The following is a 26,454-nucleotide window of genomic DNA, read 5'->3' on the forward strand; positions in this document are numbered from 1 at the left end:
ATTTATGTCACCATTCAACATGCTGTCGAAGTTAGGATTGGTGTGCTGGTCGACCATCCATTTAGGGCTCAAGAAGGGGTGGGTGAAAAGAAATGATGTTTTTAAATATGCTATCGATAAGCTTGAAGATGGTGAGGACAGTCAGGATGTCGTTTTAATCGCGGGCGGCGACTACTTATCTGATGAAGAACTTCTCTCGTTGATCGAGGGGCAACTGCAAGGAGAGGACGTTGCTTTCGGTATAGATAAATGGCGCCTAGCATTTTTGCTTTGTATCGAAGAATCCACTGAGAGCGATGAAAGCAAGTTGCGTAGGCTTCAAGAGATATATGCGGATTTTGATTATCCTGAAGATATGTCGCTGTGTAGTATATATTCCTCGGGCGATACTCCTCCGCTTGCGGAGATGAGTAAAGTTGTGCAAAAACTGAAGGGGTGTTTTTTGCTTTCAGGGGGCGGGAGCGGGTTCAATTAAAAGGAGGAAGGGGTGCGTATCGCTGAGGTGTTAAATAAAACTGCGCCATTTTTTCGCTAGATCGAAATAAAGTGCCTTGGAGGGCCATTGATGAGACATGATGTTGTTTCACGCTTTATTGCAATGGGTTTGACTTGCTTCACCTTGACCGGTTGCATTCACTACGAGCATAAAAGCGCAGAAGGAAAACCCTGGGACGAGGTCGCAACGATTCGGCAGTTCGACAAAAGTCTGTCGATATCCAAGATCGATGACGATACGTCGTTATATTGGCTAGCCCGTCAAACTGAATATCGACTCGGAGCAGGACGGCACAAGCTTTCCGTCAAGCACGCCATTGGAACTGAATACAGTTGGCCCGTGGAGATGACGGTTGATCTGGTCGGTGGTCGTACCTACGGTCTTTATGGCAGGTCTTCGATGAAGTGGTGGTATTACGAGGTTCGGGATCTCGAGACAGGGCGTTCCGCGAAGGTGATGGACTCGGCCGGTACAGCTGCGCCTTCTGATCCAGTGGAGCAGCCGCTTCAGTAGTCATGGTGGTTTTGCAGGCAGGGTTCGTGTCGGAAAATGTCTAAACAGGCTCGCCGTAGGAATCGGCGGAAAGAATATTCCCCATTGACTTGCAGGACATTTCCTAGAAAATTCCAGCCTCTTGCGCCTGCCGATTTCGGTGCCTAGTCTTTGTTCGCCGCTGCCCATCAGCGGTCGGGTTTAGTCGCTCGGTATTTCGTTAGGCGCAAGGTCTCCTTGAAGTCAGGTTAAGGTTTTGTCTGATTTTATGGTGGCTGTGCGCAGGGCACTTCCGAGTGCGCCGGTTTCCTAACGTCCCGGTCGACTAACCTGTGCACAGCCGCCACCCCACTTCGTTTAGTCGCGAACAGTGGCGGATCCGACTGACGTTAGGAGGTCCATATGGACAAACTCATCCCAGACCCACCCGTTCCACCGCTGCATCTGGATATCGCGGCCGACGTCAACACCGAGCAGGTCATCGATTCCTATCTGAACCCTAAAACCGCCCAGCCCAAGAAGAAGGCGCCTGACCAGCTGTTCACCGTCGTGGAGGGCGTCGATGTTGAAAGCCTGTTGGCCAACCTCAGCGAAACCCTGGCCTCGGCCAATGCGATGGCCAGTGACCTGGCCTTCGACCTGAAAGGCTCGCGACGACACGTTGCGTTGGGGCTGCAACAGTTGATCGAGATTGGGGAGCTATTGGCAAGCCGGGCCCTGGATATCGTCGATCCCAGGTAAGCCGGAGGTTTGAAAAAAGGGCGGATTCCAGAGTGGAAACACTGTGGCGAGGGAGCTTGCTCCCGCTCGGCTGCGAAGCAGTCGTCGCTTTTAAGGACGGGGCCGCTGCGCGGCCCAGCGGGAGCAAGCTCCCTCGCCACAAAAGCCAGGCGGATGATTGCTCACTACCATCCGTTACGCGGTTTAGAGGCTGAACCGCCCAACCATGCTGTTCAAATCCACCGCCAGGCGCGACAGTTCGGCACTGGCGGCGCTGGTCTGGTTGGCGCCGGTGGCCGATTGCACCGACAGGTCGCGGATGTTCACCAGGTTGCGATCGACTTCACGGGCCACTTGGGCCTGTTCTTCGGCGGCGCTGGCGATCACCAGGTTGCGTTCGTTGATTTCGACGATAGCGCTGTTGATCGTGTCCAGGGACATCCCGGCACCGCGGGCGATGTTCAGCGTCGACTCGGCGCGCTCGGTGCTGTTGCGCATCGAGTCCACGGCGTGTTCGGTGCCGCTCTGGATGCTGCCGATCATGCGTTCGATCTCGCTGGTCGATTGTTGGGTACGATGGGCCAGGGCGCGTACTTCATCGGCCACGACCGCAAAACCACGACCGGCTTCACCCGCACGGGCCGCTTCGATGGCGGCGTTGAGGGCCAGCAAGTTGGTCTGGTCCGCCAGGCCACGGATGACATCGAGCACCTTGCCGATATCGCGGGATTCGTTGGCGAGGTTGCCGATCAGCGTCGCGGTGCTCTGTACATCGGCGCTCATGCGTTCGATGGCGCCGACCGTTTCCTGCACCAGGTCGCGGCCATCGCCTGCCGAGGTCGTTGCGTTTTTGGACGCCTCCGAGGTGCTGACCGCGTTGCGCGCGACTTCTTCCACGGCGCTGGTCATCTCGTTGACCGCCGTGGCGGCCTGCTCGATTTCGTTGTTCTGCTGGGTCAGGCCACGTGCGCTTTCGTCGGTGACGCTGTTGAGCTCTTCGGCGGCGGAGGCCAGTTGCGTGGCTGAGCCGGAGATCCGTTGCAGGGTGTCGCGCAACTTGTCCTGCATGGTTGCCATGGCGCGCAGCAGACGGCCGGCTTCGTCGCTGCCGTCAACCGTAATCGGCCGGGTCAGGTTGCCCTTGGCGATTTCCTCGGCGGCATCCAATGCGTTGGCGATCGGCTTGGTGATGCTGTTGGTCAGCAGCCAGGCGAACAGCATAGTCAGGCCGGTGGCGATGACCAGCAGGGCGACGACCCAGTTGAAGGCGGTGGAATATTGTTGCGCCGCGTTTTTATTGAAGTCTTCCGCTTGCTGGTTATTGATGTCTGTCAAACGCGCCAGCACTGCGTTGATGGCGTCGGAATTGCTCATCAGCTCGGTGTTGAGCAGCGCTTGCAGTTCGTTGACCTGATTGTTGCGCGACAGGGTTTTCATCCGCTCTTCGAGCTGGCGGTACTGATTGAGCAATTGCACATACTGGTCATACGCGGCCCGCTCTTCCGGCGCGCTGATGAGCTTTTCATAGGCAGTCTGTGCGGCGCGGACTTGCTGGTTGCGCTGCTCGAACAGATCCAGGGTTTTTTGCTGGGTATCCGCCTCGCGGTTAGTCAGCAGGCGATAGGACAGCACGCGCAGGCGCAGGGTGAGTTGAGTAAATTCATTAAGCGCCTTGATACTGGGCACGCTGTTCTGGGCGATGTTATCGCCTGACACGCGAATCTTGCTCATCTGGCTCAGGGCAAACACCCCAAGGGCCAGCATCAGGGCGCCGATCAGGGCAAACCCCAGGAACGCCCGCGGCGCGATGTTCATATTACGTAGGGACATGGAAGTTACCGTGAAGAAGCGCGTCCGTGCGGGGCTGTGACTGGTTTCACTGACTTATCGGTCTGGCGACTCAAGTCTTGAGGGCGCTGCGTGCTTTTGTCGCACTCCGTGACCGGCGGTGCGACGAAGGGTCGGAACCAGATGCTGTGTTCACAGTCTTTACAGCTCGCGAGCGGAGCACTGCCGCCCTCTGAGTCGTGGCGCCGACGGTGACTTTTCTTTATCGTACGCGCCCCTTGAAAAAGCCTGGAAATCAATATGTTGGAAGCATCCCTCAGTCAGCTGGAGCAATTGGTCAACGACCTGGTGCAACAGAACCGCCACCTCACCAGCCTGAACGAAACCCTGAGCGCTGAACTGGCCAAGGCCAAGGATGAAAACGAAAGCCTGCAACTGAACCTCATGGAGCAGGAGGAATTGCATGGCGCTACCACCGCACGTATCCAGGCCCTGGTCGAACGCGCCAGCAACGCAACGGCTAGCGCATGAAACACGAGGCCTGCGGGGTAACAGTCGTCTCGATTCTCGGGGAGGATTATTCGATCAAGGCACCGGCCGGGCAGGAGCAGGCCTTGCTGGACGCCGCTTCGATGCTCAAGTCCGCCCTGGCCGATACCAAGCGCAAATATCCGACGCTGATCGGTGACCGCCTGCTGGTGCTGGCGGCCATGAACCTGTGCTCGCAGCAGATCGAGATGCAAAAGCAGCACCGGGCGGAACTCGACCGATGCCAGGAACAGGTCAACGCCACGGTCGAGGTGATTGCCAAGACTATTCAGCAGGCGTGAAGCCCATCGCGAGCTTTCTCGCGATGGATTTCCAGCCGTGTTGAATGTCTTGGCTCAGAACCACTCGTCCCGCATCGCCAGGCAGGTATCGTCTCGCGTCTCTAGAATTGCCAGTTCGTGATGGCAGCCTGGCACTTCCCAAGTCAGGAAGTAGCGCGCGGCCTGCAGCTTGCCGTGATAGAAGTCGCTGTCCGCTGGATTGCCCCTGGCAAGTCCTTCCTCGGCACGGATCGCCTGTTCCAGCCAGCGCCAGCCGATCACCATGTGCCCGAAGACCTTCAAGTACAGCGCTGAGTTGGCCAGGCTGCTGTTGACCTGGCCTTGGGCCAGGTCTGTCAGCAGGCCGAGGGTGACCGTTTGCAGGCGCGCAACCAGGGCTTCCAGCGGCTGACGCAAGGACGCCAGCGATTCATAGGGCTGGGCACGTTCGGTGGTGTCGGCCACCAGGCGAATCAGTTGTTTGAGCCCGGCACCGCCGTTTTGCGCCAGTTTGCGCCCCAGCAAGTCCAGCGACTGGATACCGTGGGTGCCCTCATGAATCGGGTTCAAGCGATTGTCGCGGTAATACTGCTCCACCGGATATTCGCGGGTGTAGCCGTGGCCGCCGAGGATTTGAATCGCCAGCTCGTTGGCCTTAAGGCAGAACTCCGATGGCCAGGATTTGACGACCGGCGTCAGCAGGTCCAACAGCTCATGGGCCCTGCGGCGCTCGGCCTCGCTTTCAAGGGTCGTGGTGTCGTCGAACAGCCTTGCCGCGTACAGGCCCAAGTCAAATGAGCCTTCCACGTAGGCTTTTTGCGTCAGCAACATGCGGCGCACGTCGGCGTGCTGGATGATCGCCACGGGCGCGGCGGTCGGGTCCTTGCTGTCGGGTACCCGGCCCTGCGGACGTTCGCGGGCGTATTCGAGGGAGTACAGATAGCCGGCATAGCCCAGCATCACCGCGCCCATACCCACGCCGATTCGCGCCTCGTTCATCATCTGGAACATATAGCTCAGGCCGTGGTGCGGTTTTCCTACGAGATAACCGACACATTCGCCATTGTCACCGAAGTTGAGCGCGGTAGACGTGGTGCCGCGCCAACCCATCTTGTGGAACAGTCCGGCCAACAGCACGTCGTTACGCGGGCCGAGGCTGCCGTCGTCCTTGACCAAAAACTTGGGCACGATAAACAGCGAAATGCCTTTCACACCTGGCGGTGCATCCGGCAGTTTCGCCAGGACCATGTGCACGATGTTTTCCGACAGCGGATGATCGCCGCCGGAAATGAAGATCTTGTTGCCCTTGAGTCGATAGGTACCGTCGGATGCCGGCTCTGCGCGCGTACGAATATCCGCCAGCGAAGAGCCTGCATGGGGCTCGGTCAGGGCCATGGTGCCGAAAAAACGGCCGTCGATCATCGGTTGCAGGAAACGTTGTTTCTGCTCGTCGCTGCCGAAGCTTTCGATCAGGTTCGCCGCGCCCATGGTCAAGAACGGATAAGAGGTCGAAGCGGCATTGGCCGATTGGAAATGCGCGAAGCAGGCCTGGGACAGCAATGTCGGCAGTTGCATGCCGCCGGCGTCGAAGCTGCGCGCGGCGTTGAGGAAACCGGCCTCCAGAAAGGCATCCACCGCCGGTTTCACCTCGGGAATCAGGATCGCCTCGCCGTTCTCGTAGCGCGGTTCGTTTTCATCATTCTTACGGTTGTGAGGCGCGAAAAATTTCTCGGCAATGCTGCGGGCGGTGCCTAGGGCTGCGTCGAAGGTTTCGCGGTTGTGCTCGGCAAATCGTTCGCGCTGGGTCAGGCCCTCGGCATCGAGGACTTCGTACAGCTCGAAAGCCAGATTGCGGGAACTGAGCAATGTCTCGGACATGGCGGCCTACCTTTTTTTGGAATGGGCCGAGTCTAGGCGTGGGGATGGAGGGTGAACAGGATGATTGATTTGGGTGATGGAACAGAAGGGGTGGCGCTAATCAAAAAGTGGAAGCAAGCTTCCCTCGCCACGGATCAGGCGTGTCCGGGTTCGGCTCGGATGAAGATCCAAATATGGAAGCCCAATGGTTGAGGGGGGAGCCCTCTCAACCATAGTCTTTTACCTCAGATTTTCGTGATGTTTGAGCATTCCGTTCCGCCTCGTTTGTACCGGAGAGGAATCGTAGATTCAAATTGGCCGGATGTTAACTGCTTGTGGTCCTTTCGGTCCTTGCGTAACGTCAAATTCAACCCTTTGATTCTCTTGGAGGGCCTTGTAACCCGCCGATTGAATGTCAGAATAAAGCGCAAGCAGATCCTGTTCACCCTCGTCTGGCGTAATGAAACCGAAGGCTTTTTCTACGTTAAACCACTTAACCGTTCCCGTTGCCATCACCGTTCTCCTATGCCCAGTGCACATGCGCACCTTACAACCCCATCCAATCGCGAAAGCGACTTGATGGCTACTGTCAAAGTTGACAGGTAAGCAGAGGTTCAAGACGAACGGTACTGCTGAAGGCGCGGGCTCACACACATCAGGATTCGGTTACCAGGCACCCATCGCGGGTGCCTGGCCTACAGCGGTTTAGCCGATGGTCATCAGGCTGGCGTTGCCGCCCGCCGCGGCGGTGTTGACGCTCAGCGCGCGCTCGATCACCAGGCGCTCCAAGGCAATATTGGTTTCGCCCTGGGACAAACCATGTACCCCGACAATGGCCCCGGCGCGCTTGGCCACTTGCTGGCAAACGCCACGCAGTTGGTCCGAGTCGCCGTGATGCAAGACCGCGTCGAAGACCACTTCATCCTTGGTCCAATCTGCCACCCGTTGGATGCGTGCCTGAATATCTTTCGGCAAGCGTGCGAACACCGCCTTGCTGGTGTCGGTTTCCGGCCACACGGCCGAGCCGCCGACGGCCAGTACGGCCACCAGTTGCGTCAGCAGATCGCCTTCGACGTCGGCCAGGCACAGCACGTGCTCACGCGGCAGGATGGCGTAGCTGTTGCGTTCGCCGGTCGGGCCGGTCAGCTGGCGGGTAATACCGCTCTGCGACTGGGCCGCGAACTGCACGCACAAGGCGCTCAGTTCGGCGAGTTTCTGACTGTCGGCCCAGGCTTGCAGCGCCGCCAGCGGTTTACCCATGGCGTCGCGCAAACGCAGGTCCGGCGCCGCCAGGGCATCGCCACGCACGAACGATTGCTGGATCGCATCGGTAGGACGTGTCGACAGCAGTCGGTACAGGTACAGCGGGCCGCCGGCCTTGGGACCGGTGCCCGACAGGCCTTCGCCGCCGAACGGCTGCACACCGACCACGGCACCGACGATGTTGCGGTTCACGTAGACGTTACCGGCATGGACGTTGTCGATGACCTTGGCGATGGTCTCGTCGATACGCGTGTGCACGCCAAGGGTCAGGCCATAGCCGGAGGCGTTGATCTGGTTGATCAACTGGTCCAGCTCCTTGCGCTTGTAGCGCACCACGTGCAGCACCGGGCCGAAGATTTCGCGCTGCAGCTCATCGAAGCTTTCCAGCTCGATCAGGGTCGGCATCACAAAGGTGCCGCGCTTGCATTCGTCGCTGTCGGCGATAGCCATCTGATACACGGTGCGGCCTTTGTCGCGCATGGCCTGGATGTGTTTCTCGATGCCGGCCTTGGCTTCGGCGTCGATCACCGGGCCGATGTCCACCGACAGGCGTTCCGGGTTGCCGAGGCGCGATTCGGCCATGGCGCCCTTGAGCATTTCGATGACGCGGTCGGCGGAATCTTCCTGCAAGCACAGGACCCGCAGGGCCGAGCAACGCTGGCCGGCGCTGTCGAAGGCCGAGGACACCACGTCGATGACCACTTGTTCGGTCAGCGCCGAGGAGTCGACGATCATTGCGTTCTGGCCACCGGTTTCGGCGATCAGCGGAATCGGTCGGCCCTGGTTGTCCAGGCGACCGGCGACGTTGCGTTGCAGCAGACGGGCGACTTCGGTGGAACCGGTGAACATCACGCCTTTGACCCGATCGTCACCTACCAGGCGCGCGCCGACGGTTTCGCCGCGACCCGGCAGCAGTTGCAGGACGCCTTCCGGAATGCCCGCTTCGAGCATCAGGCGCACCGCTTGGGCAGCCACCAACGGCGTCTGCTCGGCGGGCTTGGCCAGTACCGGGTTGCCGGCGGCGAGTGCGGCGGCGACCTGGCCACTGAAAATCGCCAACGGGAAGTTCCACGGGCTGATGCACACAACCGGGCCGAGTGGGCGGTGGGCGTCGTTGGTGAAATCGTTGCGGGCCTGCACCGCGTAATAGCGCAGGAAATCCACCGCTTCACGCACTTCGGCGATGGCATTGGCGAAGGTCTTGCCGGCTTCGCGGGCCAGCAGGCCCATCAGCGGCTGGATCTCGCCTTCCATCAGGTCGGCGGCGCGCTCAAGGATCGCAGCGCGCTCGGCCGGTGGCGTGGCCTGCCAGATCGGTGCGGCGTTGAGTGCGCACTGGATGGCGTTGTCGACATCGGCGACGGTGGCTTCCTGCACATGACCGACCACATCGCGGTGATCGGACGGGTTCAGCACCGCTGCCGGGGTTTCCTCGCTGGCGGCGCAACCGAGCATCGGCGCGGCTTTCCAGTCGTTATGGGCGGTGGCCAGCAGGGCGCAGGACAGCGACGCCAGGCGATGTTCGTTGGCCAGGTCGATGCCGCTGGAGTTGGCGCGTTCGCTGCCATACAGGTCGCGCGGCAGAGGGATGCGCGGGTGCGGCAGGCCGAAACCGCCTTCCAGGGTTGCCATCTGCTCGATGCTGGCCACTGGATCGGCCACCAGTTCCTGGATGGAAATCGACTGGTCGGCGATGCGGTTGACGAACGAGGTATTCGCGCCATTTTCCAGCAAGCGGCGTACGAGGTAGGCCAGCAGTGTTTCGTGGGTGCCGACCGGAGCGTACACACGGCACGGACGGTTCAGCTTGCCTTCGGAGACTTTGCCTACAACTTGCTCGTACAACGGTTCACCCATGCCGTGCAGGCACTGGAACTCGTACTGGCCCGGGTAATAGTTCTGACCGGCGATGTGGTAGATGGCCGACAGGGTGTGGGCGTTGTGCGTGGCGAACTGCGGGTAGATGACTTCCGGCACGGACAGCAGCTTGCGCGCGCAAGCGATGTAGGAAACGTCGGTGTACACCTTGCGGGTGTAGACCGGGTAGCCTTCCAGGCCTTCGACCTGGGCGCGCTTGATCTCGCTGTCCCAGTACGCGCCTTTCACCAGGCGAATCATCAGGCGGTGACGGCTGCGACGGGCAAGATCGATAACGTAGTCGATCACGTACGGGCAACGCTTCTGGTACGCCTGGATCACGAAACCGATGCCGTTCCAGCCGGTCAGCTGCGGCTCGAAGCACAGGCGCTCGAGCAGGTCCAGGGACAGTTCGAGACGGTCGGCCTCTTCGGCGTCGATATTCAGGCCGATGTCGTATTGCTTTGCCAGCAGGGTCAGCGACAGCAGGCGCGGGTACAGCTCTTCCATGACGCGCTCGTACTGGGCGCGGCTGTACCGCGGATGCAGGGCCGAGAGCTTGATGGAAATACCTGGGCCTTCATAAATCCCACGGCCATGGGACGCTTTGCCGATCGAGTGGATGGCTTGTTCGTACGAGGCCAGGTACTTCTGGGCGTCATGTTCGGTGAGTGCGGCTTCACCCAGCATGTCGTAGGAATAGCGGAAGCCCTTGGCTTCGAACTTGCTGGCGTTGGCCAGGGCTTCGGCGATGGTTTCGCCGGTGACGAACTGCTCGCCCATCAGGCGCATGGCCATGTCGACGCCCTTGCGGATCATCGGCTCGCCGCTCTTGCCGATGATGCGGCTCAGGGACGAAGTCAGGCCGGCTTCATTATGAGTGGCGACCAGTTTGCCGGTCAGCAACAAGCCCCAGGTGGCGGCATTGACGAACAGCGACGGGCTGTTGCCCAGATGTGGCTGCCAGTTGCCAGTGCTGATCTTGTCGCGGATCAGGGCATCGCGGGTGCCTTTGTCCGGGATGCGCAGCAGCGCCTCGGCCAGGCACATCAATGCCACGCCTTCCTGGGACGACAGGGAAAATTCCTGTAGCAGGCCCTGAACAATTCCGGCACGGCCGCCGGCACTCTTCTGGTTACGCAGTTTTTCGGCAATCGACGCGGCGAGCTTGTTGGTGGCCTCGGCCATTTCAGCCGGCAGGCGGGCCTGCTCGATCAGCATTGGCACCACTTCCGGTTCCGGGCGGCGGTAAGCGGCGGTAATGGATGCGCGCAAGACCGATTGCGGAAGGATGCTCTCGGCGAATTCGAGGAAGCACTGGTGAGCGTGATCGGCTTGGACTTCGCCAGCGTCGTCGCTGTCGGCGCGGACCGACCCGTTCAGTTCGGTCAGGGTTGCACCACCCTCGAGTTTCTCCAGGTAATTGAAGATTGCCTGCTTGATCAGCCAGTGTGGCGTGCGATCAATCGAGGACGCGGCCGCCTTGAGGCGTTCGCGGGTCGGGTCGTCGAGTTTGACCCCAAGGGTGGTGGTAGCCATATTTTTATCCTCATGTTTGCCACGTACCGCGTGGCATCAGCTGGCGGCAAGATTAGCTGCGAGCTGGATGAGGTGCAACCGGGTGCAACCTGTTTTTTGTCGAAATAATGAGCAGCTCATCTGGACGCGGCGTAGCACTTTTATTTTGTGCGCTTTATTGGTGCGCTGCGGATCAACGAATTGGATGAATTGCACCAATAGCGGGCATAATGGCGCCTTCTGTAAGAGGTTTCCGACTAGGTGCAACTTATTTGAATGAAACTGGTTGCACCTTATTTGCTTTGTTGAATAGCATTCGCGGCCAAGGTGCAACCGGCTCCAAGCCGAGGGGCATCGGCTGATGGCTTTCCTGGGGAAACATCAGTCATAAATTTGCGGGTCTGCAAACCGTCGGTACAACGTCTGCGTTGTCGGCGCTTGCAACTGCCACCGCACCATAAAAACAAAGCCAGGGCGTAACTCATGAGTGTTAGCAACCCCACCCTGATCACCTTCGTGATCTACATCGCAGCCATGGTCCTGATCGGCCTGATGGCTTATCGCTCCACCAATAACCTTTCCGATTACATCCTGGGCGGTCGCAGCCTGGGCAGTGTCGTGACGGCGCTTTCTGCCGGCGCCTCCGATATGAGCGGCTGGTTGTTGATGGGGTTGCCCGGAGCAATCTACATGTCCGGCCTGTCGGAAAGCTGGATCGCCATCGGCCTTATCGTCGGTGCGTACCTGAACTGGCTGTTCGTGGCCGGTCGCCTGCGGGTCCAGACCGAGCACAACGGCGATGCGCTGACGCTGCCAGACTATTTCTCCAGCCGGTTTGAAGATACCAGCGGCTTGCTGCGGATCATCTCGGCGGTAGTTATCCTGGTGTTCTTCACCATCTATTGCGCTTCCGGCATTGTCGCCGGTGCCCGTCTGTTCGAAAGCACCTTCGGCATGTCCTACGAGACCGCGCTGTGGGCCGGTGCTGCCGCGACCATCGCCTACACCTTCATTGGTGGTTTCCTGGCCGTGAGCTGGACCGATACCGTACAAGCCACCCTGATGATCTTCGCGTTGATCCTTACGCCGATTATCGTGCTGCTGGCCACTGGCGGCGTCGACACCACTTTCCTGGCCATCGAAGCGAAAGATCCTACTTCGTTCGACATGCTGAAAAACACCACCTTCATCGGGATCATCTCGCTGATGGGCTGGGGCCTGGGCTACTTCGGCCAACCGCACATCCTGGCGCGCTTCATGGCGGCGGATTCGGTCAAGTCGATCGCCAAGGCGCGTCGCATCTCCATGGCCTGGATGATCCTGTGCCTGGGCGGCACCGTTGCCGTCGGTTTCTTCGGCATCGCTTACTTCTCGGCGCATCCTGAAGTCGCCGGTCCGGTCAGCGAAAACCCTGAGCGTGTGTTCATCGAACTGGCCAAGATCCTATTCAACCCTTGGGTTGCCGGTGTCCTGCTGTCGGCCATCCTGGCTGCTGTGATGAGCACCCTGAGCTGCCAGTTGCTGGTGTGCTCGAGCGCCTTGACCGAAGACTTCTACAAGACTTTCCTGCGCAAGAGCGCCTCCCAGCTGGAACTGGTCTGGGTCGGTCGTGCCATGGTGCTGTTGGTGGCATTGATCGCCATCGCCCTGGCCGCTAACCCGGAAAACCGTGTATTGGGTCTGGTGAGCTACGCCTGGGCCGGTTTCGGTGCCGCGTTTGGTCCGGTGGTCCTGATCTCGGTGATCTGGAAGAACATGACTCGCAATGGCGCCCTGGCCGGTATCCTGGTTGGCGCGATCACCGTCGTTGTCTGGAAACATTTCGAACTGCTGGGCCTGTACGAAATCATCCCTGGCTTCATTTTCGCCAGCCTGGCTATCTATTTCGTCAGCAAGATGGGCTCGCCTACCGCCGGTATGCTGCAGCGCTTCGATGCGGCCGAGAAAGATTTCCGCTTGAACCAGTAAGCTTTCGGCGAGGCCTGCACGGCTCGTCCCTAGTATCAAAAAAACGGCCCGCCTCCCTTGGAGACGGGCCGTTTTTCATGGGTGCCCGGCCGAATCGTCGGGCTGGTTGAGGAAGATCAGCACGCCGAGTAGGGCCATGTAGAACCTGAAAGCGGCCTCCTGGCCATTCCAGACTTCGGATTGCCACATCAGGAACCATTCGCCGCCGACGACCATGAACCCGAAGAACCAGACGAAGAATCCGACTGTGAGTCCGATAATGGCGCTCCCCTTGGCGCGGGTGAAAACTGTCCCCTTGGCGTGGCGTGCTTGCCAGAGTTTCAGTGCGCCGTAGGCCAGCAATCCGCAGGTCATTGCTTCGCCGAGGATGATCAGCCAATAGGCGCCGTGCCACATCCACGGGTGCTTGATGGCGCGATACCGGGCGGCATTGTCGGGGAAGGTGGTGTCCATGCTCAGGACGTGATGCACGAAATTGAAGTTGGAGCTGTAGTCCGTAACGTTGTTGAACACCGTGAGGAAAGCGAAGGCGGCGAGTGCCAGGAGCATTGCGATTTTTGTGTAGCGGGCTGTCATGGTTGCGTCCGTTGCGTTTTTTGACCAGGAACGTTATCACGCCTTTTTGCAGCCTTGAGGCCCGTCGGGTTGTAAGAAACTGCTGATTCATGCGTGCGAATGCTTCCAGCCACCACGGCCCAAAATTTGTCTGTCAGAAAATACAGCGCGCCACGAAGTTTTTGGCTTATCAGATGTAAGGCAAATCTGTTTTTCACGACGTCCGATCCAGACTCCGAATAGCTGATGCAGAATCGCCCGTCTTCATTAAGCAGAGGCACATCGGATGTTCGCGCCTGCCAACCAACCACGTTTCACGCTGACGTTCGACAGCGGGCCAAATGAGCTCAGGGTGCTTGAGTTCAAGGGCAAGGAAGCTATCAGCCAGCCCTACTGCTTTGACCTGGAGCTGGTCAGTGAGCGGCCCGACCTGGCGCTTGAAGATCTACTGCATCGCCAGGCGTACCTGAGCTTCGATGATCGAGGTGGTGGAATACATGGCCAGGTCTACAGCGTGGCCCAAGACGATTCGGGCAAGCGCTTGTCCCGCTACCAGATCAGCCTGGTGCCGCGCCTGGCGTACTTGCGCCATCGCATCAACCGGCGAGTTTTCCAGCACCTGAGCGTGCCGGATATCGTCGCCCGCATCTTGAAGGACCACGGCATCTTCGCCGACGCCTACCAGTTCAGCCTTGGCGGGCAATACCCAGAACGTGAATATTGTGTGCAGTACGGTGAAAGCGATCTGGCCTTTATCGAGCGGATTTGCGCCGAGGTCGGCATTCACTATCACTTCCAGCACAGCCTTGGCGGCCACCTGTTGGTGTTCGGCGACGACCAGACGATGTTTCCTCGCTTGCCTGAATCGACGCTGTACCTGCCGGGCAGCGGCATGGCCGCCGACGAGCCGGCGATCAAGCGCCTGGCGGTGCGTCTGCAGACCCGTACCACCGCCGTGACACTGCACGATTATGACTTTCGCAAGCCTGGCCTGCAGCTTCAGGCAAGCCTCGACAACCAGCGATTACCATCGCTTGAGAGCTATCACTACCCGGGCCAGTTCATCGACCGCGAGGATGGCAAGCTCCTGGCCCGGCGCACCCTCGAACGCCATGGCGCCGACCATCGCGTGGCGCAGGGTGGCGGTGACGACAGTGCCTTTGCCAGCGGGCATTTCATGCGCATCAAGGAGCACCCGCGGGCGCAATGGAATGACCTCTGGTTGCTGACGCAAATTGATCACCATGGCCGCCAGCCGCAAGTGCTTGAAGAGTCCGCCTCGATTGGCCCGGAAGAGTTCCAAGGCTACCGTAATACCTTTCTCGCAACGCCGTGGGATGTGTTCTTTCGTCCGCCCTTGCAGCACAAGAAGCCGACCGTTAACGGCTATCAGCCTGCCGTGGTGACGGGGCCGCAGGGCAGTGAGATCCATTGCGATGCGTTCGGGCGGGTCAAGGTGCAACTGGTCTGGGACCGCGACGGTGAGCGTGACGAACAGTCCAGTTGCTGGCTGCGCGTGGCCACCGGTTGGGCTCATGGTCATTACGGCAGCGTGATGATTCCTCGGGTCGGCATGGAAGTCCTGGTGGGATTCATGGAGGGCGACGTCGACAAGCCGTTGGTGGTTGGCTGTCTGCCGAACGGTGCCAACCCGGTGCCGCTCGACCTGCCGGCGGACAAGACCCGCAGCATCCTGCGCAGCCAGAGCAGCCCGGGTGGTGGCGGCTACAACGAGTTGCGCATCGAAGACCGCAAGGGCGCCGAGGAAATCTACCTGCGGGCCCAGCGCAACTGGACCCAGCACGTACTGCATGACCAGCGCGTGCAGGTCGATCACCAGCGCAGCATCGTCGTCACCGGCCTGGCACGACATGAGCTCAAGGCTGACGAACAGCGCGTCACTCAGGGGCGACGCCAGGTTGAAATCCGCCAGGACGATCATTTACTGGTCATGGGCGACCGGCACATTCGCGTCGCCAACCAGGCCGTCAGCGCTGCTGGGGAATTTCATGTCAGCGCCGGCCAGCAGGTCGTGTTGGAGGCGGGCGCCAGCGCGACCATCCAGGCGGGGGGACACTGGATCAACATCGGACCGGGCGGAATCTTCAGCAGCGTGCCGATCCAGGTGGGCGGCGCCGCAATGGTCGCAAAAGGCGCCGCACCCATCGCGCCCGGCGCCCCGGAAAAGCTCACCGCAGCCCTGGCCCCTCAGCTTTCCCTAGCGCAAATACTGAGCTTGAGAAGTCCGGCACCCTTCTGCGAGGAGTGCGAGCGGTGCAAGGACGGCGCTTGTAGTTTGTCGTAGCTCGCCACAGGGCCGGGCTGATGACTGTTCGTCCGTTCGGCCGCGAACCCCTGACGTTCGGCGCGCTTCAAGGTAAACTCGGCGGCCTTCGCAGGAGCCGCCATGAATTATCGTCACGCCTTCCACGCCGGCAATCACGCCGACGTGTTCAAACACCTGGTCTTGACCCGCCTCATCGCCTTGATGTCGCGCAAGGATCAGCCTTTCGCCTATCTCGACACTCACGCAGGCATCGGCTTGTACGACTTGCAGGGTGACCAGGCCAATCGCACCGGTGAATACCTGGAGGGCATTGCGCGGTTGTGGGGCGAAGATGACTTGCCGCCGCTGACCGCCGACTACATGAACGTGCTGCATGAGATGAACCCGGACGGCCAGTTGCGCTATTACCCAGGCTCACCGGAACTGGCGCGGCGCCTGACCCGGCCGCAGGATCGGGTTCTGCTCAACGAGAAGCATCCCGAGGACGGCGTGCTCCTCAAGGACAACATGAAGGGTGACCGTCGCGTGGCGGTGCATCTGGGCGAAGGCTGGCATGTGCCTCGGGCGCTGCTGCCAGTGACCGAGAAGCGTGGCTTGATGCTGATCGATCCGCCGTTCGAACAGCTCGACGAGATGCAGCGCTGCGCCGCGTCCCTCAAGGAGGCCATCAGCCGGATGCGCCAGACCGTGGCGGCGATCTGGTACCCGGTGAAGGACCAGCGGATGTTGCGTCGCTTCTACCAGGACTTGGCCGGCACCGGCGCACCGAAGCTGTTGCGGGTAGAGTTGCTGGTGCATCCGTTGGCAACGCCCAACAGCCTTAACGGCTCCGGCCTGGCGATTGCCAATCCCCCTTGGGGGCTCGAAGAGGAATTGCGGGAGTTGCTGCCGTGGCTGTCCAAGAAGCTTGGGCAGACCCAGGGCGGCTGGCAGATGGATTGGTTGATCGCTGAGAGTTGAAGCATTGATGGCGCCTGGAAGGGCGCCATCATGGGAGCAAGACCGGAAGGTCAGATCGGGCAAGTCACGCCCGTACCGCCGATCCCGCAATACCCTTCAGGATTCTTGGCCAGGTATTGCTGGTGATAGGCCTCGGCAAAATAGAACGTCGGCGCTTCATCGATTTCGGTGGTGATTTCGCCCTTGCCGGCCTTGTTCAGTTCGGCCTGGAAGATCTCCTTGCTCTTATTCGCCGCTGCCAGTTGCTCGGGCGTGGTGCAGTAGATCACCGAGCGGTACTGGGTGCCGATGTCATTGCCCTGGCGCATGCCTTGGGTTGGGTTGTGCAGTTCCCAGAACATTTTCAGAAGTTCTTCGTAGCTCACTTTTGCTGGCTCATAGACCACCAGCACCACTTCGCTGTGGCCGGTCAGGCCCGAGCAGACTTCTTCATACGTCGGATTCGGCGTAAAGCCGCCCGCATAACCCACCGCCGTACTGACCACGCCCTCGCGTTGCCAGAACTTGCGCTCCGCGCCCCAGAAGCAGCCCAGGCCGAAGATCGCGAAATCCACGTCCATGGCAAACGGGCCCAGTAGCGGCGCGTCATGGACGAAGTGTTTCTCCGGCACTGTCATCGGGGTTTCACGGCCAGGCAGAGCTTGTTCTTGAGTAGGAAGCACGTTTTTGTTCACCAGGATTTCCGAGCGTAAGATCATTGGGGCAGCTGCAAGCTGCAAGCTACAAGCTGCAAGCTGCAAGTGGTGAGAGTGTGCCACCGTTTGCTTGAAGCTTGAAGCTTGAAGCTTGAAGCTTGAAGCTTGAAGCTTGCCGCTAGCGACAAGGATAGCGCTTGAGTTTCTCGATAAGCTCTGCGCCAGGGATCGGCCGGTCAAACAGGTAGCCCTGGCCGACGTCGCAACGGTGGCGACGCAGGAAGGCCAATTGCTGGGCGGTCTCGATGCCTTCGGCCACGACCTTGAGTTTCAGGTTGTGGGCCATGGCGATCACGGCGGAGGTGATTTCCATGTCGTCCTGGTTGTCCGGGATTTCGTGGATGAAGCTGCGATCGATCTTGATGATGTCGATCGGGAATTTCTTCAGGTAGCTCAGGGATGAATACCCGGTGCCGAAGTCGTCCATGGCCAGGGTCAGGCCCAGGCGCTTGAGCTGGTCGAGTTGCAGGTGGGTGTCTTCGGTGGCTTCGAGCAGCAGGCCCTCGGTCAATTCCAGTTCCAGCAAGCGGGCCGGCAGCTGTTCTTCCTTGAGGATGCTGGCGATCGAGGCCACCAGGTCCGGGTCGGAGAACTGCTTGGGCGACAGGTTGATCGCCACTTGCAGGTTGCCCAGGCCGGCGGCGGTCAGTTGTTTGCTCATGCGGCAGGCCTGGCGGGCGATCCACTTGCCGATGGGGATGATCAGGCCGGTTTCCTCGGCCACGCTGATGAACTGGTCCGGACGGATCATGCCTTTTTCCGGATGGTTCCAGCGTAGCAGCGCTTCCATGCCCAACAGGCGGCCGCTGCGCAGGCACAGCTTGGGCTGGTAGAACACATCCAGTTCATTCTGGGTCAGGGCCCGGCGCAGGTTGTTTTCCACGAACAGCTTGTAGCTGGCCTCGGCGTTCAGTGCTTCGGTGAACACCTGGACCTGATGCTTGCCGTTGGCCTTGGCCTTGTGCAGGGCCAGCCCGGCGTTGCGCATCAGTGTCTGGGGGTCGCGTCCATGCAAAGGCGCACAGGCCAGGCCGACCGAGCCCGTCACGCTGATCAACTGGTTGTCGACGAACATCGGCTTGTCGAGCGTCATCAGCAACTGGCTGGCGATCTGCTGGCCGGCTTCAAGGTCGGTGTCGTCCAGCAGTACCGCGAATTCATTACTGGCGAATCGTGCCAGGCTACCGCTGGGGCTCAGGCTGTTGCGCAAACGCCGGGCCAGGCTGATCAGCAACTTGTCGCCGGTCTGGTGGCCAAGGCTGTCGTTGATGCGCTTGAAGTTGTCGATGTCCACCAACAGCAGGCTGATAGGCGAGTCGCTGTCTCGGGCGAAGCGCTCATCAAGGTTGCGAATGAAGGCCGGACGGTTGCCCAGGTTGGTCAAGTTATCGGTATAGGCCAGGCGCTCGATGCGCTGTTGGGCGAGCTTGGTCTGGGTGATGTCTTCGTAGATGCCGATGTAGTGGGTCAGTTCGCGGTTGTCGCCATAGACCTTTGAAATCGACAGCTGGCCCCAGTAGGGTTCGAGGTTTTTGCGTCGACTCTTGAATTCGCCCTGCCAACTGTTGCTCTGGGCCAGGGCCGACGGCGCGTCGAACAGCAGTTCGCTGAGATTTTCCAGGGCGGGCAGCTCGGACAGGCGCTGGCCGTGGACTTCTTCGGTGGTGTACTGGGTGATGGCGGTGAAGCTCGGGTTGACGTACTCCACCACACCGTCGCAGTTGACCAGCAGGAACGCGTTGGCGCTTTGTTCCACGGCACGCTGGAACAGGTGCAGGGCGCTGGTGGCTGTGCGGCGGTTGTGGTTGTTGATGACCTGGGCGAATTGGTCCGCCAGTTCGCCGGCGAAGGCGATCTCGTCCGACTGCCAGGCACGAGTGGCACCCACTTGCTCCAGGCACAGCACACCGACCACCTGGCCATCGATCCGGATGCTGGCATCGAGGATTGCATTGACGTCGCGGGCGCGCAGGTTCTCGGCCATTTCTCGCGTGCGTGGGTCGCGCATTGCATTGTGGGCGTCGATGGCCCGGCAGGTCTGCAATGCTTCCATGTAATCGGGGAATTCATCGGCATTGATCACTGCCGGCAAGTAATAAGCCTGGGACGCTCGGTTGTAGGCCGAAATCGGCACCAGCTTGCCGTCTTCCAGGTTCCAGATGCTCGCGGAGTCGATCTCATAGATGTCGCAGGCGCTGCGGGTAATCAGCTCGGCGGCTTCTTGTAGCGAATTGTTGGCGCTGTAGCGTTGGCGGGTCAGCAGCAAGATCAGGTCTTGTTGGGCGCGGACCCGATCCAGATGCTGGAGCTGCTCCTGTTGGGCGCGCTGGTTCAGTTCCAGGGCAATTTGCAATCTTGAGTTCTGAGTTTCCAGGTCTAAGGCCGGCAGGGATGGCCCGTCCTGCAGCAAGTTATCCACGGCGATCAGATAGCCGCGCAGCAGGTGACGATTGTGCTGCTTGTAAGTCTCACCGGTTTCCAGCAGGTTCATCGGTCCCTGGGCGGTGTGCAGCGTATAGCGGATCAGGTAGTGCGACGCCTGGGCCAGCTGCTGCTGGATCGCGTCATGCAGCTGATAGCGCGCTTCAGGCTCCATCAGGCTGGCGTAAGGAGAACTGACCAGCGAGCACAGCTCAACCGCCGGCACACCGAAGTAACGTTCGCAATTGGGATCAAGAAATAGCAGCGCCCAGCTTGCTTCATTCAGCCGTTCGAAACGCAGCATACCGAGCCGCGAGGGCACCGGTAATTGCGTCACTACCTCGGCCGCCATACGGCTGGCGGCATCGGGTTGGCTTTTCATGGGGAAACTCGCTTCGAAAATGCTGATCGCGCCGGGCTGACGCCCTCGTTATTACGGATTCCCGCAAGGTTGCATCATTGCGGCACCGGCTGACAAGAGACATGAAGGCCAAGTGCTATAAACCTTTTATCGGCCGACAAGGAGATTTCTCCAGTTGTCAGCCGATCAGAGGCACTTGTTGTACCTTAGGCCGCTCAGCGCAACGGTATATCGACGATCTCCAGCGGGGTGCCGTCACGGTCATGAAACGTCACTTGAACGCTCTGGGCCGTGACGTTCAGCTGGGCGAAATTGTCCTGGCTGATTACCTTGCTGGTCAGTTCATAGTGATAGTCGCCGCTTGGCGCCTGGGCCATGGGCTTGCCAAAAATGAAAGTCGAAGCTGTGGCGTAAGGCAACAGTTTGCTGTTGCAGAACGGCGACGAAACGATGGTATGAACTTGGAAGTCAGGATCTTCGCTATGAACCAGGCGGCTGGTCAGGGAGCCATGTACGTCACCCGACACGAAAATGACGTTTTTGATCCGATGGTCGCGGATGGCTTCGAGCAAGCGCAGACGCTGTTCCGGGAAGGCTTGCCAGGCATCCCCACCATTGAAGCTGCGGTCGGGGTAGAACATGACGCCGGTCACGACAAATTTGACTCGGGCGGGGCTGTTGATAAGCCATTTGAGCAACGACTGTTCCTGTTCTTCATCGAGGATACGCCGAGCGTGCGCCGACAGGTCGCGTCGGGTCCGGCTGTCGGTAACGAACCACTCGATATCGCCATGAGCGAACTGATACCAGTAACGCTTCAAGGAACGACTGAGCGTGCCGTCATTTAAAAGTTCGTGCGCCGGGCTGTGGCTGGCCTGATAAAGTTCATATGCCTTAACAGCATTTACATAAAGGATCTCATCCCCTTCGTTCTTATTGGCAGGCCAGTTGTCTTCTATTTCATGGTCGTCGAGCATCATGTACGTCGGTGCGCCGGACATAACTTTTTTAATATGGGGTTGGGAAAAGGCGTTGCGATACTTGAGCAGGATTTCCTTGAAAGTGCGATCCGGGGCAATAATGTTCAAGTCATCGAGATATACCTGATCGCCGATCATCAGTACCGCACTGATCGGCGGATTGGCCTGCTCCATGATTCGATTGATACCAGCGAATGTGCGATCCCCCAATTCTGGTCTTGACGGTACGCCTGCAGTCATTCGCAGGTATCGGCAGGAGCCAGCGATGTAGCTGCGGGCAGCGTAAGGCTTGCTGGAGGGTGTTTTCAGTTCATAAATGTCCCTGGGCCACTGCAACGGCAGCTCCTGGATGGTTTCCACCGTATGGGTTGGATTCAAGAGGGTTTTCCAGCCGGCCTGATATTCATAGGCGGTGTCGGCCTGGAGGTCCTCCAGAACGATGACTTCGGACATGTCGCGGTGAGGTGTCAGTTGAACGAATTGTGCTTTTGACCATGCGGTATCACCTTTTCGCCTATAGCGAATACCAGCAAATACCGGGTTAATATTGTTTTCTTCGCCACGCAGGAATATGCGTGTGTGGTCGGTTGTTGTGTGGCCGACAATAGGGCCGACAGTTGGCTTTAGCATGTTCGAATCCATTCGAAGTTATATAAGTTTAGTGCGAGCCGTCAGTGGGCGCGCTGAACTTATGCTATAGCTCGAGGTGCGATAAATATTGATAGGGGAGGGGGCGTTTGCTGTGGGCAATTACTAACACGGCATGTAGTCTTTTTTGCGTAACGAGTAGGAAAAGTCGTTTAGCACACGCTGTTTTTTTCCGCAAAAAAAAGCCCCGCCAAATGGGCGGGGTTGAGGTACGAGCGTGGCGCTCGGAAAACGGATTCCCAACGGCCCTCCGCGAGGAGGGCCGTTCGGTGTTACAGCAGGATGGTGCGGATGTCGCCCAGCAGGTCGCTCAGGCGCTTGGTGAAGCGTGCAGCGGCGGCGCCGTTGATCACACGGTGATCGTAGGACAGCGACAATGGCAGCATCAGCTTCGGCTGGAAGGCTTTACCGTCCCAGACAGGCTGGATGGTGGCCTTCGAAACACCCAGGATCGCCACTTCCGGCGCGTTGACGATCGGCGTGAAGCCGGTGCCGCCAATGTGGCCGAGGCTGGAGATGGTGAAGCAGGCGCCTTGCATGTCGTCGGCGGTGAGCTTTTTGTTCCGGGCTTTTTCAGCCAGGGCAGCGGCTTCGCCAGCCAGTTGCAGCAGGCTCTTCTGGTCGACGTTGCGGATGACCGGTACCAGCAGGCCTTCCGGGGTGTCGACGGCAAAACCGATGTGCACGTATTTCTTGCGGATCACAGCCTTGCCGCTTGGGGCCAGCGAACTGTTGAAGTCCGGCAGTTCCTTGAGCAGGTGCGCACAGGCCTTGAGCAGCAACGGCAGCACGGTCAGCTTCACGCCGGCCTTTTCCGCCACGGCTTTCTGCGCGACGCGGAAGGCTTCCAGCTCGGTGATGTCAGCCTGGTCGAACTGCGTCACGTGCGGGATATTCAGCCAGCTGCGATGCAGGCTCGACGCGCCGATCTGCATCAGGCGAGTCATGGCCACTTCTTCGGTTTCGCCGAAGCGGCTGAAGTCCACTGCCGGGATTGGCGGAATACCCGCGCCACCGCTGGCGCCTTCGGCCGGTGCGTTCTTGGCCTTTTGCATCATGGCCTTGACGTAGGCTTGCACGTCTTCCTTCAGCACGCGGCCGTGAGGACCGCTTGGGCCGACGGCCGACAGCTCGACACCGAATTCACGGGCCAACTGACGCACCGCCGGGCCAGCGTGGACCTTGGCACCGCTTGGCGCAGGCGCGGCAGCGACTGGGGCAGGAGCCGCTTCGGCCTTGGCCGCGGGTGCGGCGGCTGGCGCTGGAGCGGCTTCAGCCTTGGCGGCTGGAGCAGGCGCGGCAGGGGCCGAGGCACCCGCTACTTTCAGCTTCAGGATCAGGTCACCGGTACCGACTTCGTCGTCCAGCTTGACCTCGACGCTTTCCACCACACCGGCGGCCGGCGATGGGATTTCCATGCTGGCCTTGTCGGATTCCAGGGTGATCAGCGACTGGTCGGCTTCGACGGTGTCGCCGGCCTTGACCAATACTTCGATGATCTTGGCCTTGCCCGACGAACCGATGTCCGGGACATGAATGTCCTGGACAGTGGCTGCGGCAGGCGCAGCGGCCGGGGCGGGAGTCGCCTCGGCAGCCGGTGCGGCGGCAGGCTTTTCAGCCGCGGCCGGGGCAGCCGCAGGGGCGGGCGCTTCAGGCGCCGCGGTGGCGCCCTCGACTTCCAGCTCCAGCAACTCGTCGCCTTCTTTCAGACGATCGCCCAGCTTCACTTTCAGGCTCTTGATGATGCCGGTCTTTGGCGCAGGCACTTCCATGCTGGCCTTGTCCGATTCAAGCGTCAGGATGCTCTGCTCGGCTTCGATACGGTCGCCGACCTTCACAAACAGTTCAATTACTTCACCTTCACCGCTGCCGATGTCAGGTACGCGAATGAGTTCGCTCACGGAAATTCTCCTCAGCAGTCCAGTGGGTTGCGTTTTTCCGGGTCGATGCCGAACTTGGCGATGGCCTCGGCCACCACTTTAGGTTCGATATCGCCACGGTCAGCCAGGGCTTCCAGGGCTGCCAACACAACGAACTTACGGTCGACTTCGAAGAAGTGACGCAGCTTCTTGCGGCTGTCGCTACGGCCGAAACCGTCGGTGCCCAGCACTTTGAATTCCTTGGAAGGAACCCACTGGCGGATCTGCTCGGCGAACAGCTTCATGTAGTCGGTGGAGGCGATGACCGGACCTTTGCGGCCGTTCAGGCACTCTTCGACGTAGCTCAGCTTTGGCTTCTGGCCAGGGTGCAGACGGTTGCTGCGCTCCACGGCCAGGCCGTCGCGACGCAGTTCGTTGAAGCTGGTAACGCTCCAGACGTCGGCGCCGACGTTGAACTCTTCACGCAGGATCTTCGCTGCTTCGCGCACTTCGCGCAGGATGGTGCCGGAGCCCATCAGCTGGACGTGGTGCGCCGCTTCGCGGGTGTCTTCCTCGAGCAGGTACATGCCCTTGACGATGCCGGCTTCCACGCCCGCCGGCATGGCTGGCTGCTGGTAGGACTCGTTCATCACGGTGATGTAGTAGAAGACGTCCTGTTGCTCTTCGGTCATCTTCTTCATGCCGTCCTGGATGATCACCGCCAGCTCGTAGCCGTAGGTCGGATCATAGGTGCGGCAGTTCGGGATGGTCCCGGCCAGCATGTGGCTGTGGCCGTCTTCGTGCTGCAGGCCTTCGCCGTTCAGCGTGGTCCGGCCGGCTGTGCCGCCGATCAGGAAGCCACGGGTACGGCTGTCGCCAGCGGCCCAGGCCAGGTCGCCGATACGCTGGAAGCCGAACATCGAGTAGAAGATGTAGAACGGCAGCATCGGCTGGTTGTGGCTGGAGTACGAAGTACCGGCGGCAATGAAGGAGCTCATGGCGCCCGCTTCGTTGATGCCTTCCTCGAGGATCTGGCCCTTCTTGTCTTCGCGGTAGAACATTACCTGGTCTTTATCGACTGGCTCGTAGAGCTGGCCGACGGACGAGTAGATGCCCAGCTGGCGGAACATGCCTTCCATACCGAAGGTACGGGCTTCGTCCGGGATGATCGGGACGATGCGCGAGCCGATTTCCTTGTCCTTGACCAGTTGCGCGAGGATCCGCACGAAGGCCATGGTGGTGGAGATTTCACGGTCGCCCGAGCCGTCCAGGATTGCCTTGAGGGTTTCCAGTGGCGGGGTCGGGATGCTGAAGCTCTTGGCGCGGCGCTGTGGCACGAAACCGCCCAGTGCGGCACGGCGCTCAGCCAGGTAACGGGCTTCGGCGCTGCCTTCTTCGGGTTTGAAGAACGGCAGGTTTTCCAGCTCGCTGTCCTTGACCGGAATGTCGAAGCGGTCGCGGAACAACTTCAGGCTGTCGACGTCGACTTTCTTGGTGTTGTGCGCGGTGTTCTTCGCTTCGCCGGCACCGGTGCCATAACCCTTGATGGTCTTGGCCAGGATGACGGTCGGTTGCTCTTTGTGGTTGACCGCCTGGTGGTATGCCGCATAGACCTTGTACGGGTCGTGGCCGCCACGGTTGAGCTTCCAGATCTCGTCGTCGGACAGGTCGGCGACCATGGCCTTGAGTTCAGGCGAGTTGAAGAAGTGCTCGCGGACGAACGCGCCGTCCTTGGCCTTGTAGTTCTGATATTCGCCGTCGATGACTTCGTCCATGCGGCGTTGCAGGATACCGTCGACGTCCTTGGCCAGCAGTGGGTCCCAGAAACGGCCCCAGATGACTTTGTTGACGTTCCATTGGGCGCCACGGAACACGCCTTCGAGTTCCTGGATGATCTTGGCGTTGCCGCGAACCGGGCCGTCGAGGCGCTGCAGGTTGCAGTTGATGACGAAGATCAGGTTGTCCAGCTTCTCGCGGCCGGCCAGGGAGATCGCGCCCAGGGATTCCGGCTCGTCGCACTCGCCATCACCCATGAAGCACCAGACTTTCTGCTTGCCGGCCGGGATGAAGCCACGCGCTTCCAGGTATTTCATGAAGCGCGCCTGGTAGATCGCCTGGATCGGGCCCAGGCCCATGGATACGGTCGGGAACTGCCAGAAGTCCGGCATCAGCCAAGGGTGTGGGTACGAGGACAAGCCGTTGCCGTCCACTTCCTGGCGGAAGTTGTTCATCTGGTCTTCGGTGATGCGGCCTTCCATGAACGCACGGGCGTAGACGCCTGGCGATGCGTGGCCCTGGAAGTAGATCAGGTCGCCGCCGTGTTCGTCGGTCGGGGCCTGGAAGAAATAGTTGAAGCCGATGTCATACAGCGTCGCGCTGGAGGCGAAGCTGGAGATGTGACCGCCCAGGTCAGAATCTTTCAGGTTGGTACGCATGACCATGGCCAACGCGTTCCAGCGCACCAGCGAGCGAATGCGGCGTTCCATGAACAGGTCGCCAGGCATGCGTGCTTCGTGGGTAACGGGGATCGTGTTGCGGTACGGCGTGGTGATGGCGTAGGGCAGTTGCGAACCGCTGCGGGTTGCGAGTTCACCCATACGGGTCATCAGATAATGAGCACGGTCTTCGCCTTCTTTGTCGAGAACCGATTCCAGGGCGTCCAGCCATTCCTGGGTTTCGACGGGATCGAGGTCTTGCATGGCTTGCTCCAGGGCGGAAAGGCTACCAGAATCGGTTGCCTGAGTTTGCGACTGGCCTTGTGGGCAGACGATATAAATTCTTGGATTGCCGAAGGTTGTCTCGGCGGCGTGTAGTTTTACTACAAATCGTCGGCCGTTTCAGCCTTTCGAATGTATAGACGAGTAGTAAAACTACACCTGAGCGGCTCGTGGCCTCTCATTTCGTTGTGAGAATAATCGTT

At 59.8% G+C, this 26,454-nt stretch carries 18 protein-coding genes and 1 pseudogene; 8 read left to right on the plus strand and 11 right to left on the minus strand.

Annotated features, from left to right (window positions below):
* Nucleotides 1-4 precede the first annotated feature (4 nt).
* The 3 genes from HU806_RS13290 (at nt 5) to HU806_RS13300 (ending at nt 1,729) form a co-directional block, all read left to right on the plus strand.
* Nucleotides 5-475 (plus strand): DUF2247 family protein, encoded by a 471-nt coding sequence (locus tag HU806_RS13290; protein ID WP_186611807.1) that lies wholly within the window; start codon nt 5-7, stop codon nt 473-475.
* A 90-nt stretch (nt 476-565) separates the two neighbouring features.
* Nucleotides 566-1,009 carry a hypothetical protein gene (locus tag HU806_RS13295; RefSeq protein WP_186611808.1) on the plus strand — a complete coding sequence of 148 codons (444 nt, stop codon included), beginning with the start codon at nt 566-568 and terminating at the stop codon, nt 1,007-1,009.
* Nucleotides 1,010-1,390: 381 nt separating this feature from the next.
* The gene (locus HU806_RS13300; RefSeq protein WP_186611809.1) at nt 1,391-1,729 is read left to right on the plus strand and encodes a DUF6124 family protein; all 339 of its coding nucleotides are present in this window, start codon (nt 1,391-1,393) and stop codon (nt 1,727-1,729) included.
* Nucleotides 1,730-1,912: 183 nt separating this feature from the next.
* Here the strand turns inward: HU806_RS13300 and HU806_RS26835 are convergent, their stop codons facing one another.
* Nucleotides 1,913-2,785: a methyl-accepting chemotaxis protein gene (locus tag HU806_RS26835; protein ID WP_527251151.1), complete on the minus strand. Its 873-nt coding sequence runs from the start codon at nt 2,783-2,785 to the stop codon at nt 1,913-1,915.
* A 30-nt stretch (nt 2,786-2,815) separates the two neighbouring features.
* Nucleotides 2,816-3,538 (minus strand): annotated as a pseudogene (locus HU806_RS26840) (MCP four helix bundle domain-containing protein); the annotation flags it as partial.
* 258 nt (nt 3,539-3,796) lie between these two features.
* On the opposite strand from HU806_RS26840, the gene HU806_RS13310 reads away from it, so the two are divergent.
* Together HU806_RS13310 and HU806_RS13315 are read left to right on the plus strand one after the other, a co-directional pair.
* On the plus strand, nt 3,797-4,027 hold the full coding sequence (locus tag HU806_RS13310; RefSeq protein WP_186611811.1) for a hypothetical protein: 231 nt from the start codon (nt 3,797-3,799) through the stop codon (nt 4,025-4,027).
* Complete coding sequence (locus HU806_RS13315) at nt 4,024-4,326, plus strand: cell division protein ZapA (RefSeq protein WP_186611812.1); 303 nt, start codon at nt 4,024-4,026, stop codon at nt 4,324-4,326. The genes HU806_RS13310 and HU806_RS13315 overlap by 4 nt, the downstream gene beginning before the upstream one ends.
* 54 nt (nt 4,327-4,380) lie before the next feature.
* Here HU806_RS13315 and HU806_RS13320 read toward each other — a convergent pair whose 3' ends face one another.
* The 3 genes from HU806_RS13320 to putA all read right to left on the minus strand — a co-directional run bounded on the left by HU806_RS13320 (nt 4,381) and on the right by putA (nt 10,821).
* Nucleotides 4,381-6,183, minus strand: coding sequence for an acyl-CoA dehydrogenase (locus HU806_RS13320; protein WP_186611813.1), 1,803 nt, complete (start codon nt 6,181-6,183; stop codon nt 4,381-4,383).
* 288 nt (nt 6,184-6,471) lie between these two features.
* A complete protein-coding gene (locus HU806_RS13325) occupies nt 6,472-6,675 on the minus strand; it encodes a cold-shock protein (protein WP_186611814.1) in 204 nt (67 codons plus the stop codon).
* A 192-nt stretch (nt 6,676-6,867) separates the two neighbouring features.
* Entirely contained in the window at nt 6,868-10,821 is a 3,954-nt protein-coding gene (gene putA, locus HU806_RS13330) for a trifunctional transcriptional regulator/proline dehydrogenase/L-glutamate gamma-semialdehyde dehydrogenase (protein WP_186611815.1), read from the minus strand.
* 462 nt (nt 10,822-11,283) lie between these two features.
* Here putA and putP point away from each other — a divergent pair, with 462 nt between their 5' ends.
* Nucleotides 11,284-12,768, plus strand: a complete 1,485-nt coding sequence (gene putP, locus HU806_RS13335) for a sodium/proline symporter PutP (RefSeq protein WP_186611816.1) — start codon at nt 11,284-11,286, stop codon at nt 12,766-12,768.
* A gap of 75 nt (nt 12,769-12,843) precedes the next feature.
* Here putP and HU806_RS13340 read toward each other — a convergent pair whose 3' ends face one another.
* Nucleotides 12,844-13,344 carry a DUF2165 family protein gene (locus HU806_RS13340; RefSeq protein WP_186611817.1) on the minus strand — a complete coding sequence of 167 codons (501 nt, stop codon included), beginning with the start codon at nt 13,342-13,344 and terminating at the stop codon, nt 12,844-12,846.
* A gap of 265 nt (nt 13,345-13,609) precedes the next feature.
* Here HU806_RS13340 and HU806_RS13345 point away from each other — a divergent pair, with 265 nt between their 5' ends.
* Nucleotides 13,610-15,628, plus strand: coding sequence for a type VI secretion system Vgr family protein (locus HU806_RS13345; protein WP_186611818.1), 2,019 nt, complete (start codon nt 13,610-13,612; stop codon nt 15,626-15,628).
* A 102-nt stretch (nt 15,629-15,730) separates the two neighbouring features.
* Complete coding sequence (locus HU806_RS13350) at nt 15,731-16,570, plus strand: 23S rRNA (adenine(2030)-N(6))-methyltransferase RlmJ (protein WP_186611819.1); 840 nt, start codon at nt 15,731-15,733, stop codon at nt 16,568-16,570.
* 50 nt (nt 16,571-16,620) lie between these two features.
* Here HU806_RS13350 and msrA read toward each other — a convergent pair whose 3' ends face one another.
* From msrA to aceE, 5 genes are all read right to left on the minus strand, one after another.
* The gene (msrA, locus tag HU806_RS13355; protein WP_186611820.1) at nt 16,621-17,268 is read right to left on the minus strand and encodes a peptide-methionine (S)-S-oxide reductase MsrA; all 648 of its coding nucleotides are present in this window, start codon (nt 17,266-17,268) and stop codon (nt 16,621-16,623) included.
* 115 nt (nt 17,269-17,383) lie between these two features.
* Nucleotides 17,384-20,068, minus strand: a complete 2,685-nt coding sequence (locus tag HU806_RS13360; RefSeq protein ID WP_186611821.1) for a putative bifunctional diguanylate cyclase/phosphodiesterase — start codon at nt 20,066-20,068, stop codon at nt 17,384-17,386.
* Between the two features lie 194 nt (nt 20,069-20,262).
* Nucleotides 20,263-21,657 carry an alkaline phosphatase D family protein gene (locus tag HU806_RS13365; protein ID WP_186611822.1) on the minus strand — a complete coding sequence of 465 codons (1,395 nt, stop codon included), beginning with the start codon at nt 21,655-21,657 and terminating at the stop codon, nt 20,263-20,265.
* A gap of 290 nt (nt 21,658-21,947) precedes the next feature.
* The gene (gene aceF, locus HU806_RS13370) at nt 21,948-23,576 is read right to left on the minus strand and encodes a dihydrolipoyllysine-residue acetyltransferase (protein ID WP_186611823.1); all 1,629 of its coding nucleotides are present in this window, start codon (nt 23,574-23,576) and stop codon (nt 21,948-21,950) included.
* An 11-nt stretch (nt 23,577-23,587) separates the two neighbouring features.
* Nucleotides 23,588-26,233 (minus strand): pyruvate dehydrogenase (acetyl-transferring), homodimeric type, encoded by a 2,646-nt coding sequence (aceE, locus tag HU806_RS13375; RefSeq protein WP_186611824.1) that lies wholly within the window; start codon nt 26,231-26,233, stop codon nt 23,588-23,590.
* Nucleotides 26,234-26,454 lie beyond the last annotated feature (221 nt).

The organism is Pseudomonas sp. SWRI154 (genome assembly GCF_014268645.1).
GTDB classification, from domain to species: domain Bacteria; phylum Pseudomonadota; class Gammaproteobacteria; order Pseudomonadales; family Pseudomonadaceae; genus Aquipseudomonas; species Aquipseudomonas marvdashtae.

Excerpts from the sequence above, each read along its gene's own strand:
- HU806_RS13320 (WP_186611813.1), bottom strand. The coding sequence starts at position 6,183 with ATGTCCGAGACATTGCTCAGTTCCCGCAATCTGGCTTTCGAGCTGTAC.
- HU806_RS13340 (WP_186611817.1), bottom strand. The coding sequence starts at position 13,344 with ATGACAGCCCGCTACACAAAAATCGCAATGCTCCTGGCACTCGCCGCC.
- putA (WP_186611815.1), bottom strand. The coding sequence starts at position 10,821 with ATGGCTACCACCACCCTTGGGGTCAAACTCGACGACCCGACCCGCGAA.
- HU806_RS13300 (WP_186611809.1), top strand. The coding sequence starts at position 1,391 with ATGGACAAACTCATCCCAGACCCACCCGTTCCACCGCTGCATCTGGAT.
- HU806_RS13310 (WP_186611811.1), top strand. The coding sequence starts at position 3,797 with ATGTTGGAAGCATCCCTCAGTCAGCTGGAGCAATTGGTCAACGACCTG.
- HU806_RS13345 (WP_186611818.1), top strand. The coding sequence starts at position 13,610 with ATGTTCGCGCCTGCCAACCAACCACGTTTCACGCTGACGTTCGACAGC.
- HU806_RS13360 (WP_186611821.1), bottom strand. The coding sequence starts at position 20,068 with ATGAAAAGCCAACCCGATGCCGCCAGCCGTATGGCGGCCGAGGTAGTG.
- HU806_RS13315 (WP_186611812.1), top strand. The coding sequence starts at position 4,024 with ATGAAACACGAGGCCTGCGGGGTAACAGTCGTCTCGATTCTCGGGGAG.
- putP (WP_186611816.1), top strand. The coding sequence starts at position 11,284 with ATGAGTGTTAGCAACCCCACCCTGATCACCTTCGTGATCTACATCGCA.
- HU806_RS13365 (WP_186611822.1), bottom strand. The coding sequence starts at position 21,657 with ATGCTAAAGCCAACTGTCGGCCCTATTGTCGGCCACACAACAACCGAC.
- HU806_RS13295 (WP_186611808.1), top strand. The coding sequence starts at position 566 with ATGAGACATGATGTTGTTTCACGCTTTATTGCAATGGGTTTGACTTGC.
- HU806_RS26835 (WP_527251151.1), bottom strand. The coding sequence starts at position 2,785 with ATGGCAACCATGCAGGACAAGTTGCGCGACACCCTGCAACGGATCTCC.
- aceE (WP_186611824.1), bottom strand. The coding sequence starts at position 26,233 with ATGCAAGACCTCGATCCCGTCGAAACCCAGGAATGGCTGGACGCCCTG.
- HU806_RS13325 (WP_186611814.1), bottom strand. The coding sequence starts at position 6,675 with ATGGCAACGGGAACGGTTAAGTGGTTTAACGTAGAAAAAGCCTTCGGT.
- msrA (WP_186611820.1), bottom strand. The coding sequence starts at position 17,268 with ATGATCTTACGCTCGGAAATCCTGGTGAACAAAAACGTGCTTCCTACT.
- HU806_RS13350 (WP_186611819.1), top strand. The coding sequence starts at position 15,731 with ATGAATTATCGTCACGCCTTCCACGCCGGCAATCACGCCGACGTGTTC.
- HU806_RS13290 (WP_186611807.1), top strand. The coding sequence starts at position 5 with ATGTCACCATTCAACATGCTGTCGAAGTTAGGATTGGTGTGCTGGTCG.